At 66.9% G+C, this 13,083-nt stretch carries 16 protein-coding genes and 1 pseudogene; 10 read left to right on the top strand and 7 right to left on the bottom strand.

The window, feature by feature from the left end:
• From ABZ004_RS16495 to ABZ004_RS16505, 3 genes and pseudogenes are all read right to left on the bottom strand, one after another.
• Positions 1 to 1,261: pseudogene (locus tag ABZ004_RS16495) on the bottom strand (hypothetical protein); the annotation flags it as partial.
• A 15-nt stretch (positions 1,262 to 1,276) separates the two neighbouring features.
• Entirely contained in the window at positions 1,277 to 1,654 is a 378-nt protein-coding gene (locus tag ABZ004_RS16500) for a DUF222 domain-containing protein (protein ID WP_355680703.1), read from the bottom strand.
• A gap of 269 nt (positions 1,655 to 1,923) precedes the next feature.
• A complete protein-coding gene (locus tag ABZ004_RS16505) occupies positions 1,924 to 2,097 on the bottom strand; it encodes a CsbD family protein (protein ID WP_355680704.1) in 174 nt (57 codons plus the stop codon).
• Positions 2,098 to 2,281: 184 nt separating this feature from the next.
• Between ABZ004_RS16505 and ABZ004_RS16510 the strand changes: the two genes are divergently transcribed.
• The 4 genes from ABZ004_RS16510 (at position 2,282) to ABZ004_RS16525 (ending at position 4,765) form a co-directional block, all read left to right on the top strand.
• Positions 2,282 to 2,752: a carboxymuconolactone decarboxylase family protein gene (locus ABZ004_RS16510; protein ID WP_355680705.1), complete on the top strand. Its 471-nt coding sequence runs from the start codon at positions 2,282 to 2,284 to the stop codon at positions 2,750 to 2,752.
• Positions 2,753 to 2,913: 161 nt separating this feature from the next.
• On the top strand, positions 2,914 to 3,837 hold the full coding sequence (locus tag ABZ004_RS16515; RefSeq protein ID WP_355680706.1) for an endo-beta-N-acetylglucosaminidase H: 924 nt from the start codon (positions 2,914 to 2,916) through the stop codon (positions 3,835 to 3,837).
• Between the two features lie 65 nt (positions 3,838 to 3,902).
• Positions 3,903 to 4,433, top strand: a complete 531-nt coding sequence (locus tag ABZ004_RS16520; protein ID WP_355680707.1) for a GNAT family N-acetyltransferase — start codon at positions 3,903 to 3,905, stop codon at positions 4,431 to 4,433.
• A gap of 128 nt (positions 4,434 to 4,561) precedes the next feature.
• Entirely contained in the window at positions 4,562 to 4,765 is a 204-nt protein-coding gene (locus ABZ004_RS16525) for an antitoxin (protein WP_355680708.1), read from the top strand.
• A gap of 50 nt (positions 4,766 to 4,815) precedes the next feature.
• On the opposite strand, the gene ABZ004_RS16530 is transcribed toward ABZ004_RS16525, so the two are convergent.
• Complete coding sequence (locus ABZ004_RS16530) at positions 4,816 to 5,658, bottom strand: DinB family protein (RefSeq protein ID WP_355680709.1); 843 nt, start codon at positions 5,656 to 5,658, stop codon at positions 4,816 to 4,818.
• 107 nt (positions 5,659 to 5,765) lie between these two features.
• Between ABZ004_RS16530 and ABZ004_RS16535 the strand changes: the two genes are divergently transcribed.
• The 6 genes from ABZ004_RS16535 (at position 5,766) to ABZ004_RS16560 (ending at position 10,199) form a co-directional block, all read left to right on the top strand.
• Positions 5,766 to 6,437 carry a GntR family transcriptional regulator gene (locus tag ABZ004_RS16535; RefSeq protein ID WP_355680710.1) on the top strand — a complete coding sequence of 224 codons (672 nt, stop codon included), beginning with the start codon at positions 5,766 to 5,768 and terminating at the stop codon, positions 6,435 to 6,437.
• A complete protein-coding gene (locus ABZ004_RS16540) occupies positions 6,434 to 7,444 on the top strand; it encodes a 1-aminocyclopropane-1-carboxylate deaminase (protein WP_355680711.1) in 1,011 nt (336 codons plus the stop codon). Before ABZ004_RS16535 ends, ABZ004_RS16540 begins: the two co-directional genes overlap by 4 nt.
• Positions 7,445 to 7,494: 50 nt before the next feature.
• The gene (locus ABZ004_RS16545) at positions 7,495 to 8,013 is read left to right on the top strand and encodes a type 1 glutamine amidotransferase domain-containing protein (protein ID WP_355680712.1); all 519 of its coding nucleotides are present in this window, start codon (positions 7,495 to 7,497) and stop codon (positions 8,011 to 8,013) included.
• Positions 8,014 to 8,139: 126 nt separating this feature from the next.
• Positions 8,140 to 8,619, top strand: a complete 480-nt coding sequence (locus ABZ004_RS16550; RefSeq protein ID WP_355680713.1) for a pyridoxamine 5'-phosphate oxidase family protein — start codon at positions 8,140 to 8,142, stop codon at positions 8,617 to 8,619.
• Positions 8,616 to 9,314: a DsbA family protein gene (locus tag ABZ004_RS16555; RefSeq protein WP_355680714.1), complete on the top strand. Its 699-nt coding sequence runs from the start codon at positions 8,616 to 8,618 to the stop codon at positions 9,312 to 9,314. Before ABZ004_RS16550 ends, ABZ004_RS16555 begins: the two co-directional genes overlap by 4 nt.
• A gap of 144 nt (positions 9,315 to 9,458) precedes the next feature.
• The gene (locus ABZ004_RS16560; RefSeq protein WP_355680715.1) at positions 9,459 to 10,199 is read left to right on the top strand and encodes an MBL fold metallo-hydrolase; all 741 of its coding nucleotides are present in this window, start codon (positions 9,459 to 9,461) and stop codon (positions 10,197 to 10,199) included.
• Positions 10,200 to 10,214: 15 nt separating this feature from the next.
• Here ABZ004_RS16560 and ABZ004_RS16565 read toward each other — a convergent pair whose 3' ends face one another.
• Genes ABZ004_RS16565 through ABZ004_RS16575 form a run of 3 tightly spaced genes read right to left on the bottom strand, consistent with a single transcriptional unit; the run spans position 10,215 to position 13,079 of the window.
• Positions 10,215 to 11,201 (bottom strand): LacI family DNA-binding transcriptional regulator, encoded by a 987-nt coding sequence (locus tag ABZ004_RS16565; RefSeq protein ID WP_355680716.1) that lies wholly within the window; start codon positions 11,199 to 11,201, stop codon positions 10,215 to 10,217.
• A gap of 13 nt (positions 11,202 to 11,214) precedes the next feature.
• Positions 11,215 to 12,159 carry a carbohydrate ABC transporter permease gene (locus ABZ004_RS16570; RefSeq protein ID WP_355680717.1) on the bottom strand — a complete coding sequence of 315 codons (945 nt, stop codon included), beginning with the start codon at positions 12,157 to 12,159 and terminating at the stop codon, positions 11,215 to 11,217.
• Positions 12,156 to 13,079 (bottom strand): ABC transporter permease subunit, encoded by a 924-nt coding sequence (locus tag ABZ004_RS16575; RefSeq protein WP_355680718.1) that lies wholly within the window; start codon positions 13,077 to 13,079, stop codon positions 12,156 to 12,158. The genes ABZ004_RS16570 and ABZ004_RS16575 overlap by 4 nt, the downstream gene beginning before the upstream one ends.
• Between the last annotated feature and the right edge of the window lie 4 nt (positions 13,080 to 13,083).

Consider the following 13,083-nt stretch of genomic DNA (forward strand, 5'->3'; position numbering starts at 1 on the left):
TCGCGGTGGTACCGGCGCGGGTGTTGCTGGGGTGCGGGTCGTGCGGCGTGGTGGTGTTGGTGGGGCGGGTGTCATGTGGCGCGGTTGCCGTGGTGCCGGGGCTGGTGCGGGGGCGGCGGGTGGTGGCGCCGGGGTGGGGGCTGTTGGGGGTGGTGGGGAGGTTCGGTAGGAGGGCTCGGGTGAGGGCTTTGATGAGGTGCTTGCGCAGGGAGTTTTGCGGGATGGGGCCGTGGTGGTCGGCTTCTCCACCGGCTGCTGGTTCGCCGTTGATCAACGCGTTCACCTCGGCAGCGGTCGCATGGATCACCACCATCGCTTCGGCACCGATCGATGCCTCGTCCGGTACCTCGGGATCCGGCCGGGCTGCGGCCTGACCAAGGTCGTCGGCGCGGTCGTCCTCGGGGTGCTCGGCCGCCGAGTCGTCCTCAGCCGGCTCGTAGTCGCGATCACCGAACGGATCGCCGCCGGCGCCGCCGAACGGCTCATAGCCACGATTGTCGAGCGCCTCGTCGCCACCGTCATCGAACGGATCCTGACCAGGCTCGCGGGACGGCTCGTGCCCGAGGTCGGGCGGCTCGTGTCCCCTGTCGGCGGGCGACTCGTGGTCACGCTCGTGAGGCGGCTGGTGGCCACGGTCGTCGAACGGGTCGTAGCGGCAGTCGTCGGGCGGTTCGGTGCTGCGGTCGTGGGGCGGTTCGGTGCTGGGGTCGTGCGGTGGTTCGGTCGCCATGGGTGGCTTGAGGTCGTGGGGCGGTTCGGTGCTGGGGTCGTGGGGTGGTTCGGTCGCCATGGGTGGCTTGAGGTTGTGGGGTGGTTCGGTGGCGGTGGGTGGCTTGAGGTCGTGGGGGTGGCTGTTGGACGCGGTGCCGGTTCGTTGGTTGCGGTGGCGTGGTTCGTGGGTGGTGCTGGCGCCCGGTTCAGCCGGGGCCGGTTCGCCCGCGCGGGTGGCGGTGCCGGCGACGGGACCTGGGGTTTGACGCTGCGTGCGTGGGAGGAGGCGATTCAAGGCGATGTCGGCGCGGAGTTGGCCGGTGGTGCGGGGGTCGCCGTTGCGGCGGGCTCGGGCGGCTGCACGGGACAGGCTGGTGGAGACCGCGGCGGCGTCGATGGCGTCTTGGTCGAGGATCAACACTGCCCGGCCGTCGCCGTCGGGGACCATCCGGACCGAACGTTCGTCGTGGGCGCGTTGGTGGCGCCTGCTGCTGGCGGCCGGGCAGCGGCGGGCGGTTTCGCGTCGGCATTCCTGCTTGAGGTCGGTCAACGGGTGGGTGCGGGCCTAGGCCAGGACGGCGGTCTCGGCGGCGCGGAGATCATCGAGGTCGTCCAGGACCGATAGCTGGTCAACGATGGTGAAGGCGGCGCGTTCGGTCAGCCACCCTTCCCGCAGCGCGTGGAGGGTGGCGGGGAAGTTGTGGACGAGTTCGCACGAGGTGTGGATCCGGGTGGTGGCGTGCGGTTTGCGGAGGTTGAGGATCAGCGCGATCTCGTCGGCGACCGAACGCAGGTCACCGGCGTGCCAGCGGCGCTCGCCCGGGGCCGCGGGGCGGTCGCCGGGCTGCGGGTGACGGTGACCGAGATCGGCAGACACACCGTGCAAGGCGTCATCGAACCCGGCGATCGCTTCGGACTTCCATGCCGCTACGCGCGAGTTCATCCGCTCCAGCGCCTCAAGCCGATCCGCCCACTCATCCGCCGACAAACCAGTCGTGTCCTGCAACGCCAAAGCCTCATACAACGCGACCCCGCCAGCAGGATCATCGGCGACGTCATGACACAGCAGACTGTTCCGGCCTGGGCGCCCGGGGACCGGCCGTGACGGACGCGACGGTCCGTCAGCTGGCCGGGCACCGGGGAATCTGCTCACGTAATCGATACTATGTTCGAATACGCTGAGTAGCAAATCCGCCACTCAGCCAAGCAGAGTCACTTGTCGAAGGCGTCCTTGGCCTTCTCGGTGGCCTGCTTCAGGTCCGCCTTGCTCTCCTCGATGCGGCCCTCGGCCTGCAGGTCTTCGTTGTCCGTGGCGTCGCCGTACTTCTCCTTGGCCTCGCCCTTGAGCTTGTCGGCCGCGTTCTTGATCTTGTCTCCGGCTCCCATGGGGAACTCCCTTCACTAGGCCCACCCAGTGCCCTCGCAGCCGCGGACTATGTGTGTCGCGCGCGGGCGAAGTTACTCGGACGCCAAACGTGGAGACGCAGGTCACGTTGGCGGCTTGTTACGTTTGCGGATTCGCGGGTGTCAACGGGGTGTATCCATCAGCAGAGTTAAGGAGCCACCTCCCATGAACGCGCGTATCAACGACATCGATCAGGCAGTCGCGGGACACATCGTGAAGTACGTCAACTCCGCCAACAAGGTGATCGCCGACTCGACGCTGCCAGTTGCGACCCAGGAACTGGTGAAGCTGCGCGCGAGCCAGATCAACGGCTGCGGTTTCTGCACCGATATGCACAGCAAGGATGCGATGGCAGCCGGCGAGACCCCGCAGCGGCTGAACCTCGTCGCGGCATGGCGGGAAGCAACGGTCTTCACCGAGGCGGAGCGGGCGGCGCTCGAGCTGGCCGAGGAGGGCACGCGGATCGCGGACGCGGCCGGCGGCGTCTCGGACGAGGTCTGGGAGGCCGCTCGGAAGCACTACGACGCCGACCAGCTCGCCGCACTGGTCGGACTGATCGCGTTGATCAACTCCTACAACCGGATGAACGTGATGCTCCGGACGCCGGCCGGCTCCTACCAGCCCGAGGCTCACTAGCATGATGAGCAGGGTGTAGTCACGTCTTGACACCGGGTTCGCGGCGTTCGATGATCTGTGAGCTATACCGGTTTACCTCTCCGGTCCAAAGGCAGCCCTTGTGGCGGGCTGAGGGTGGTTAACCGGTATAGCACTCCCGTCCGCCCGAAGAGGAGTTGAGAATGAGTCAAGAACTCATGCGGCGCAGGACCCTGCTGTCACTGCTCGCAGCCGGCACCGCCGCAGCCGCGACCGGCGTGACCGCGGCCGGTACCGCCGCCGCTGTGCAACCGGCCTGCGCCGGGGCCGCGAAGACCGGCCCGATCTCGGTCGCCTACGTCGAGGTCAACAACAACAGCATGGTGAACGTCGGTAAGTACACGCTCGCCAACGGCGGCGCCCAGGTGTTCGACATCGGGGTGATCTTCGCGGCCAACATCAACTACGACGGCACGAAGGCGTACCTGTCCTTCAACGAGAACGTCCAGCGCGTGCTCGACAACGCGGCAACTGAGATCCGCCCGCTGCAGGCCAAAGGCATCAAGGTGCTGCTGTCGATCCTCGGCAACCACCAGGGCGCCGGCTTCGCGAACTTCCCGAACAAGGCGGCCGCCGAGGCGTTCGCACAGGAGCTCGCGAACGCTGTCACGAAGTACGGACTGGACGGGATCGATTTCGACGACGAGTACGCCGAGTACGGGAACAACGGCACCGGTCAGCCGAACGCCAGCTCGTTCTTCTACCTGGTCTCTGCGCTACGCCGGAAGCTGCCGAACAAGCTAATCACCCTGTACGACATCGGCCCGTCGGCGGAGCGGCTGACCTACAACGGCCAGAGCATCGCCAACACCTTCAACTACGCCTGGAACCCGTACTACGGAACGTGGTCCGTGCCGCGCGGCCCGAGCGACAAGTCGAAGCTCTCCCCCGCCGCGATCCAGATCAACGCGACGAGTACGACGACCGCTGCCAGCCTCGCGACCCGAACGAAGAACGAGGGGTACGGCGTGTTCCTTACGTACGACCTCGGCGCGTCGGACAGCCACACCTACATCTCGTCCTTCACCAACAAGCTCTACAACAGCGCCGCCGTCTACAAACCCTGATCGACCCGCTGCCCCCTCCACGTGTTGCGATGGAGCGATTCATCCGCGTGGAGGGGAGCACTGGCATGGGGCGATCGAAGCCGATCGAGCCGCCCAGCGGGCCGTTGACCGACGGGGTCGTGGCGGTACGGCTGCGGCGGGAGTCCGATCTGGGCGCGATCATGGCGGCGAGTCACGATCCGGAGAGCCTCCGCTGGCTGACCGACCCGCCGATGAACGACGAAACCCGGCAAACGAGCCTGGCCCGCGTCGCCGAGGCCTGGGAGACCGGAACCGCAGCCCCGATGATGATCGCCGCCGCGGAGACCGATGAGCCGGTCGGGATCGTGAACCTGCAGTTCCGCGACGACGATGTGGCGGCGATCGCGTACAGCGTCTTCCCCGCACACCGCGGCCAGGGCATCGCGCCCCGAGCGGTCGAGGTGGTCAGCGCCTGGGCGCTGGGCGAACTCGGCCTCACCCAGCTCCTCCTGGAAGCCGATGAGGGAAACGCGGCCTCGCTGAGGGTCGCCGAGAAATGCGGCTTCGAGCGCATCGGCACCCGAACCGACGAGACCGGCCGAAAGATGGCGGTTTTCGCACGCTTCGCGAGCTGACCACCCGGCGTACGGAATCGCTTGCGTTTGGCAACTGGAGCGGTGGGCACCTGGGTCGCGTACGACGTCTCGGCTCCGCCCAGACGGTACGACGGGGCGTAAGACCAACGGGAAGGAAGTTCAGCGAGATGGGTGCTTTCGACAGCTTCAAGGACAAGGCGGCCGACGCGGTCGACAGCCAGGGCGACAAGATCGGCGAGGGCGTCGACAAGGCCGGCGACATGCTGGACGAGAAGACCGGCGGCAAGTACGGCGACAAGATCGATCAGGGCGGCGACATGGCCAAGGACCGCCTCGACTCGCTCGACGGCGAGGACGACGACATCAGCTGACCATCGCTGACATCAGCTGACAAACCGCTGAAAGTACGGGCCGCCGGCAACTACCGGCGGCCCGTCCGCGCCTCGAGCACCGCCAGGTCGCGGGTCGCGTAGCGGTGGTGTTCAATTTCTTCCTCCATCACGACCCACAGGCATTCGGCTACGGGGTGAGGCTCTTCGGGGTAGCCGGGTGCTGGGGTGCGTTGGCAGAGGCGGCCGAGATCTGCGTCGGTGAGATCGTCGAGGATCCGGCGGATCACCGCCATCCGGTCGGCTCTCACCGCCAGCACTTCGTCGTACGACGGGGTCGCGTCGCTGTCGATGCCGAGGGCTGCTGCGTCGGACGGTTTGTACCAGCTCTGGGGGATGCCGAGCGGGTGGTACGGGCGCTCCTGGTCGAGGATCGTCCGGCTCGCCCAGGCATCGGTGATGAAGATGAGATGCCGCAGCGTCTCGGCGAAAGACCACTCGCCGTCGACCCGCTCGTGCTGCCCCCTGTCCTTCCTTGCAAAGTCTATCGAGTTCGCGCTCGCCTCGACCGAGTTATCCACAGGCAGTCGCTCGGCGCGGGCTGTGGTGTCGGACCAGAGGTTTTCGATGGTGGTCCACAGGGCTCGGAAGTCTTCGATCGAGCCGAGGGAGCGTAGTTGCAGGCGTTCCGGGTGGCGCCGGTTCAGTTCCTCTTCGACGTACGCCGTGACGTCGACACCGTTGATGACGAAGTTTTCGAGGTAGCCGGAGATGTCCACGTTCACCAGCGTGGAGTCGATGATCTTGGCGCCGGTCAGATCGCAGTCGCGGAAGCGCGCGCCGCGGAGGTCGGCGACGTCGAAGGTCGCGCCCTGGTACTTCGTGATCTCGTCGCCGCCGCCCGAGAAGCGATGCGGGCCGTACTGAGCATCCATGACATCAGCGTAGAGCGGGTTCCAGACGTTCTCCGTCCTGTTCAAACCGACGGGTCCACCCAGGCGCAGGTTGACAACCAGGCAGCGCGTCGCGTGCAATATATTGCATGCCGATCCCCCGAACCCAAGGCCTCGTCGCCCGGTCCTTGCTCCGCGACGATGCCTACCGAGCGATCCGGGACGCGATCGTCGACGGGACCCTGGCGCCGGGCGAGCGCCTGAGCGACCCGGAACTGGTCGCCTGGCTAGGCATCAGCCGTACGCCGATCCGAGAGGCCCTCGCGCGCCTCGAACAGTCCGGGCTCGTCCAAACCAAGCCGGGCAGATTCACCATCGTCAGCCCGCTCGATCACCGCGAGACCCGGTCGGCCCAGCTGGTCGCGGCGGCGATGCACGAACTCGCCGTACGGGAAGCTGTTCCGCTGATGTCGGATCACGAGCTCGCCGCGATGCGCAAGGCGAACGAACGCTTCGCCCAGGCACTCAGGGACAACGACGTCGACGCGGCGCTCCAGGCCGACGACGACTTCCACGAGGTCGCGGTCGTCGCCAGCGCGAACCCGATGCTGCGCGCGGTCCTCGAACAGGTCACCCCGATGCTGCGCCGGATCGAGCGCGTGCAGTTCTCCTCGCTGTCGGGGCGCTCGTCGGTCGCGATGCACGAACGGATCATCACCTTGGCCGCCGCCGGCGACGCCGAGGCCGCCGGACTCGCCGCGCGCGAGAACTGGCAGACGCTGGAACCCTTGCTGGCGATGGAATCGGAGCGCGACCAATGAGCCTGAACGACTTCCCGCGGTACCCGCTGACCTTCGGCCCGAGCCCGATCCATCCGCTGAAGCGACTCTCCGACCACCTCCAGGGCGCCGCGATCTGGGCGAAGCGCGAGGACTGCAACTCCGGGCTCGCCTTCGGTGGCAACAAGACCCGCAAGCTCGAATACCTCCTCCCCGAAGCGCTCGCGCAAGGTGCCACCCACCTCGTGACGATCGGCGGCGTCCAGTCCAACCACACCCGACAGGTCGCCGCAGTCGCCGCGCATGCCGGTCTCAAGGCACGGCTGGTTCAGGAGAGCTGGGTGGATTGGCCGGACGCGGTCAACGATCGCGTCGGCAACATCCTGCTGTCGCGCATCATGGGCGCCCAGGTCGAGCTGGTCGACGCCGAGTTCGGGATCGGCTTCAAGGAGAGCTGGGAGAACGCGCTCGAGGAGATCCGGTCGGCCGGCGGCGTCCCGTACGCGATCCCGGCCGGCGCCTCGGACCATCGGCTCGGCGGACTCGGTTTCGCCAACTGGGCCGAGGAGGTACGGCAGCAGGAGGCCGAGCTCGGCGTCTTCTTCGACACGATCGTGGTCTGCTCGGTGACCGGTTCGACGCATGCGGGGATGATCGCCGGATTCGCCGGCCAGGACCGGCCGCGCCGGGTGATCGGGATCGATGCATCCGCCAAGCTCGCCGAGACCCGCGCGCAGGTGGAGAAGATCGCCCGCAGTACGGCGTCGCTGATCGGCCTCGGCCGCGAACTCCGCGACGACGAGATCACCGTCCTCGAAGGCTGGGCCGGCCAGTACTACGGGATCCCGGTGCAATCCACGCTCGACGCGATCCGCCTCACCGGCAGCCTCGAAGGCGTCATCCTCGACCCCGTCTACGAAGGAAAGTCGATGGCCGGCCTGATCGACCTGGTCAGCTCCGGCGACATCCCTCGTACGTCGAACGTCCTCTACGCCCACCTCGGCGGCCAACTCGCCCTGAATGCCTACAGCGCGCTCTTCAAATCCTGAGATCCGGGTACCTGGCTCGGGACAGTACGGAACCGAGAGGGTGAACGGATATGAAGATCGCGTTTCTGGTCGCCGCCGAGGGCATCGAGCGAGTGGAACTGACCGACCCTTGGGAAGCGGTGGAGAAGGCCGGCCACCAGCCGGTACTGCTCAGCCCGAAGACCGGCGAGGTACAGACCTTCGATCATCTGACCGCCGCCGAGAAGCGACCCGTGGACCAGGCCGTCGGCGAGGCATCGGTCGACGACTTCGCGGCGCTCGTTCTGCCCGGCGGTGTCGCGAACCCCGACGCATTGCGTATGGATGAGAGCGCCGTGAGCTTCGTGAAGGGCTTTGTCGAGTCGGGGAAGCCGGTCGCCGCTATCTGCCATGCGCCGTGGACCTTGGTGGAGGCTGACGTCGTCCGGGGCAAGACGGTGACGTCGTGGCCGAGCCTGCAGACCGACCTGCGCAACGCAGGCGCCACCTGGGTCGACCAGGAACTCGTCACCGACGGCAACCTCATCACCAGCCGCAAGCCGGACGACCTCCCCGCCTTCAACGAGGCGCTTCTCAAAGCGATCGGCTGAACCTCAGCTCCTCCACTCTCCCGCCGCGGCGAGCAGCTGCGGCGGGACCGGCCTTGCGGAAACGGACTGCGGTCCGTAAGCTGCAGAGCGAACCGGACTGCGGTCCGAGTGAAGCCGGGAGGGTGCATGGAGTTGGACGAGGGGCTTGGGCTGGTCCGGGAGTACGGGGCCGCGGACAGTTGGCTGGCGGTGCTGGTGACGTTGCGGGACTCGGGTGAGCCGGCGACCAGCGTGGTGAACAGCGGGATCGTCAAGCACCCGGTCAGCGGCGAGGATGTGGTCGCGTTTGTTGCTCGTGGCAACACTGCGAAGACGCGGTATCTCAGACGGCGTCCGCTTGCCACGTTGGTCTTTCGGGCTGGGTGGGAGTGGGTGTCGGTGGAGGGTGAGGTCACTCTTGCCGGGCCCGACGACAGGCTCGATGGGCTGGACGAACCGGGGCTGACGAAGTTGCTGCGGGACATTTACCTCGCGGCGGGTGGGGAGCACGACGATTTGGCGGAGTACGACCGGGTGATGGCGAGCGAGCGGCGTACCGCCGTACTGGTCACGCCACGGCGCTTCCGGACGAACCCTGCCGGCACAGAACACCAGGAGCACGGATGAAACTCGCGGAGGATGGACGGGTGGGGACGCCCGTCGACGGGACCATTGAGATCTGGTCGGATCTTCTGTGTCCGTTCGCTCATGTTGCGGTGCATCGGTTGTGGGAGACGCGGGCGAAGCTCGGGCTCGAGGAGGCGGTGCGCTTCGATCATCATGTGTTTCCGCTTGAGTTGTTCAACGGGCCTCATCCGCGGCGTGGGACCGATACCGAGGCGGTCGGGCTCGGGCAGATCGCGCCGGAGGTGGGCTTTCGGGTGTGGGCTGAGGCGGACGATCTTTATCCACATACGGTTCTGCTGGCGGCTGAGGCGGTGCTCGCTGCCAAGGCGCAGAATCTGCGGGCGAGTGAGTTGCTTGACCGAGCGCTGCGGATCGGGTTCTGGCTGGACAGCAAGTCGATCAGCCATCGCGCGGTGATTCTAGAGATCGCCGGTGGAGTCGACCTGGATCTCGCCCGGCTGGCCGAGGATCTCGACGATGGGACCTATCGGCGGGCGCTGATGGACGACTTCGCGACCAGTCAAACCGACGAGGTGCAGGGCAGTCCACACCTCTTCCTCCCCGACGGCTCCTCTGCGCACAACCCCGGCATCACCGTCCACTGGGAAGGTCCTTGGGCGGCCGGCTATCCGGTGGTCGACAGCGACCGACCAGGAATCTACGAGGACCTCCTGCGACGCGCGGCGAAAAGATGAGCGCCGCCACGGGGCGGCTCCCCCAGGTCGGCGGACCTACGGCGGACGCGTGAGCGGGGGAGGTTGGGCGGGGGTGGCGGCCGGCGGACGCGTGTCAGTCGGCCGGCGAGCGGCGTGACGGCGGGCAGACGCGGGTGCCGGCGGGTGGGCTGGCGGTGGTTGAGCGCCAAGGGTGGTGAGGTCGGGGTGAGCGAGGTCGTACTGCGGCGGTGCGTGGTTGGTGCGTTGGAGACCAATACCTGGATCATCCAGGCGGCGGGTGGGCGGGATGTGTTGGTGGTGGATCCGGGGGACGATGCGGAGCGGTTGGCGGGTGAGGTGGAGGGGTTGCGGGTTCGGGGGATTTTGTTGACGCATGCTCATTGGGATCATCTCCTCGCGCTGCCCAGGCTGGTGGAATTGGTGAGGGCGCCGGTGTTGGCTCATCGGGCGGCGGTGGAGGTATGGGCGCGGGAGCTGGAGTATGCGGGAGAGCATGGGTATTGGGATGCGGGGACTGCTACCGAGGAGCTTTTGCCGAGCGGCGTCCTGACGGTGGATCCGAAGCTCAAGCTGTGGGACGGGCGGATTGACGAGGAGCTCGCTGACGGGCAGGAGTTGAGGGTTGGTGGGCTCGTCGTACGGGTGCTTCATACACCAGGGCACTCGCCTGATGGGGTGACACTCGCACTACCGGGGCATCTGCTGACCGGGGACACCTTGTTTCCTGGTGGGCCGGGGCTGACCGGGTGGCCGTTGTCGGACTTCGACACGATCATGGAGTCGGTCGAGCACCTACTGACGGCGTACGACGTTGCCACCGGCATCCATCCGGGGCACGGGAACTCCACGACGGTCGGCGCGGAAGCACCGTCGCTGGAGGAGTGGCGGGCCCGCGGCTGGTAACGAGCAGGCCGTCGATCAACTGGCGGGCGAGCTGGACTCGCGGACGATCAGCTGCCACGGGAAGTCGAAGACCTCGCCGGGTGCGCCCTCGCGCGTGCTGAGCCGGTCGACGATGATCCCGCCGAGGGCCTCGTTGAAGCCGACCGGGCCGACCGTCGACAGCGACGGGTCATAGTGCTCGCCCTCCGGGGTATTGCCGACGCCGATCACCGCGAGATCCCCCGGTACGTCGAGGTGCAACCGATGGGCGACCCGGATCGCCGCGATCGCCGCGAAGTCGGTCGTGCAGTAGAGCGCGCTCGGCCGGTCCGGCTGGGTCAGCAAGGCCCGAGCCGCGCGATAGGCGCCTTCGGGATGCGGCTCGAAGGTCGCCACCGGACCGATCGGCAGCCCGGCCGCCGTCATCGTGTTGAGGTACGCATCGAAGCGCGGGAAGCCCTCGGTCCTCGAGGTGAGCGCGCCGACCCTGGTATGCCGTTCCAGCAGGTGCTCGACGGCCAGATGGCAGCGCGGCTCGGCACCGGACCGGATCACGTCGAAGCCGCGTGGTTCGAGGACTTCACTGAAGGCGACGATCTGTACGCCGCGCTCCGCGAACCTCTCCAGGTCGGCGACGAGCTCGGGATCGTCGGCCACGTGATCGATGAAGATCACGTCCGGCGTACGGTTCGACAGCACCGTCCGCCAGTCACCGTCGGCCACGATCAAGGCGGTCTTGCCCAGTGGCGTCACCGCCGCGCTCACCTCAGCGGCGACAGCCTGCGCCCACGGGTCGGCGAGAACGCTGAGTGACAGCAGGACGAGGTCGGACTTGCCGGTGCGGATCGCCCGCGCCGCGTCATTGCGCCGGTAGCCGAGCTGGTTCGCGGTGTCCCGCACCCGGCGCGCGGTCGTCTCGGAGATCGCCTGGCTGCGCGGGTGGCCGGACAGCACGTACGAGACGGTCGCGATCGACACCCCGGCCGCGGCGGCCACCGTGCGGAGAGTCGGCTTGTCGGACATGGTTCCGATTCTCTCAGCCCTTGACCGCTCCGGTGATGACCCCCTTGGTGAAGTGGCGCTGGAGGAACGGATAGACCATGGCGATCGGTACCAGCGCCACCACGACCACCGCCATCTGCAGCGATTGCGGCTGCGGCGGCGGAGTCACGCCGAGCTGGTCGGCCGAGAGCGACTTTCCTTGCAGCACGTACGTCCGGAGGATCACCTGGACCGGCCACTTCGAGGTGTCGTTCAGATACAGCAACGCGTTGAAGAAGGCGTTCCAGAACCCGACGGCATAGAACAGGCCGACGACCGCGATAACAGCCTTCGACAGCGGCATCACGATCCGCCGCAGGATGGTGAAGTCACTAGCGCCGTCGATCCGGGCGCTCTCCAGCAGCTCGGTAGGGACATTCATGAAGAAGGTCCGCATCACGACGAAGTTGAAGGCCCCAAGAGCGCCGGGCAGGATCAGCGACCACAGACTGTCGATCAGCCCCAGCTGCTTGACGATCAGGAACATCGGAATGATGCCTGGGGCAAACAACAGCGTGAACAGCACGAGCAGCAACACCGGCCGACCAAAGAGCACGGGCCGAGAGGTTGCGTAGGCGAGCGAGATGGTGGTGATCAGCGCCAGCGCAGTACCGACCAAGGTCACGAAGACGCTGACCATGATCGCCCGGCCCATCAGACCGCCGGAGAACAACGTGTCGTACGCCTTCAGCGTCGGATGCTTCGGCCAGAGCACGTACCCGCCGGCCTCGATGATGTCCTTGTCGCTGGCCAGCGACGTCGACACCACGACCAGGATCGGCACGATGATCGCGATCGCGAACCCACCGAGCACGAGCGCCTTGATCGTCTGGTACGCCGGAGCGGGACGCTCCTTCCAGATCGGTCTCGCCGTCGCCTTCGATGCCCGCCTGACGCGACGGCGCTCCGACACACCAGCGGCGGCCTGAAAAGTCGTCATTGTGCGCTCCGCTTCTGGAAGATGCCCGGTTCGCCGAGGCGGTGGGCGATCGAGTTCGCGCCCCAGAGCAGCAAGGCGCCGACGACACCCTTCGCCAGACCGGCCGCGGCTCCACTGCTCCAGTCACCACCGACCACGCCCGCGTAGTACGTGAAAGTGTCGAGGACCTCGGCCGCGCCAGGGCCGACCGAGTCGCGCTGCAGGATGAACTGCTCGAAGCCGACGCTGAGGATGTCACCGATCCGCAGAATGAGCAGCAGCACGATGACGGTCCGCATCGACGGCAGCGTGATGTGCCACAGCCGGCGCCACCGGCCCGCGCCATCCGCGGCGGCCGCCTCATACAAAGAAACGTCGACCGCCGACAGCGCCGCGAGGAAGATGATCATCGCCCAGCCGGCGTCCTTCCAGATCAACTGACCGACGACCAGCAAGGGGAAGGTGTCGGGGTTGGTCATGAAAGGAATCGGGTCGAACCCGGCCTGACGGAGCAGGTTGTTGATGAACCCTGCCCCGCCCAGCGATTGCTGGAACAGAGCGATGACCAGGACCCACGAGAGGAAATGCGGGAGGTAGGCAATCGTCTGGAAAGCACGCCGGATCCGGTTGCTGATCAGCGAGTCCACAATCAGAGCAAACGCGAGCGGCACCGGGAAGAACAGCAACAATTGAACGCCCGCCAGCACCAGCGTGTTGCGCAGCGCATCCCAGAAGTCCGGATTGTCGTAGAGGTTGAAGAAGTTCTGCAGGCCGTTCCACTCGCTGTGCATGATCCCGAGGTACGGCTGGAAGTCCTGGAACGCGACGACATTGCCGAGCACCGGGAGGTAGAAGAACACCACCAGGAACAGCACGCCCGGCACCATCATCAGCACCATCTGCCAGTCCCGGCGCCACCTGACGCCGAGTGGCAGCTTCACGCGC

The organism is Kribbella sp. NPDC006257, from assembly GCF_040613535.1.
Lineage (GTDB): Bacteria > Actinomycetota > Actinomycetes > Propionibacteriales > Kribbellaceae > Kribbella.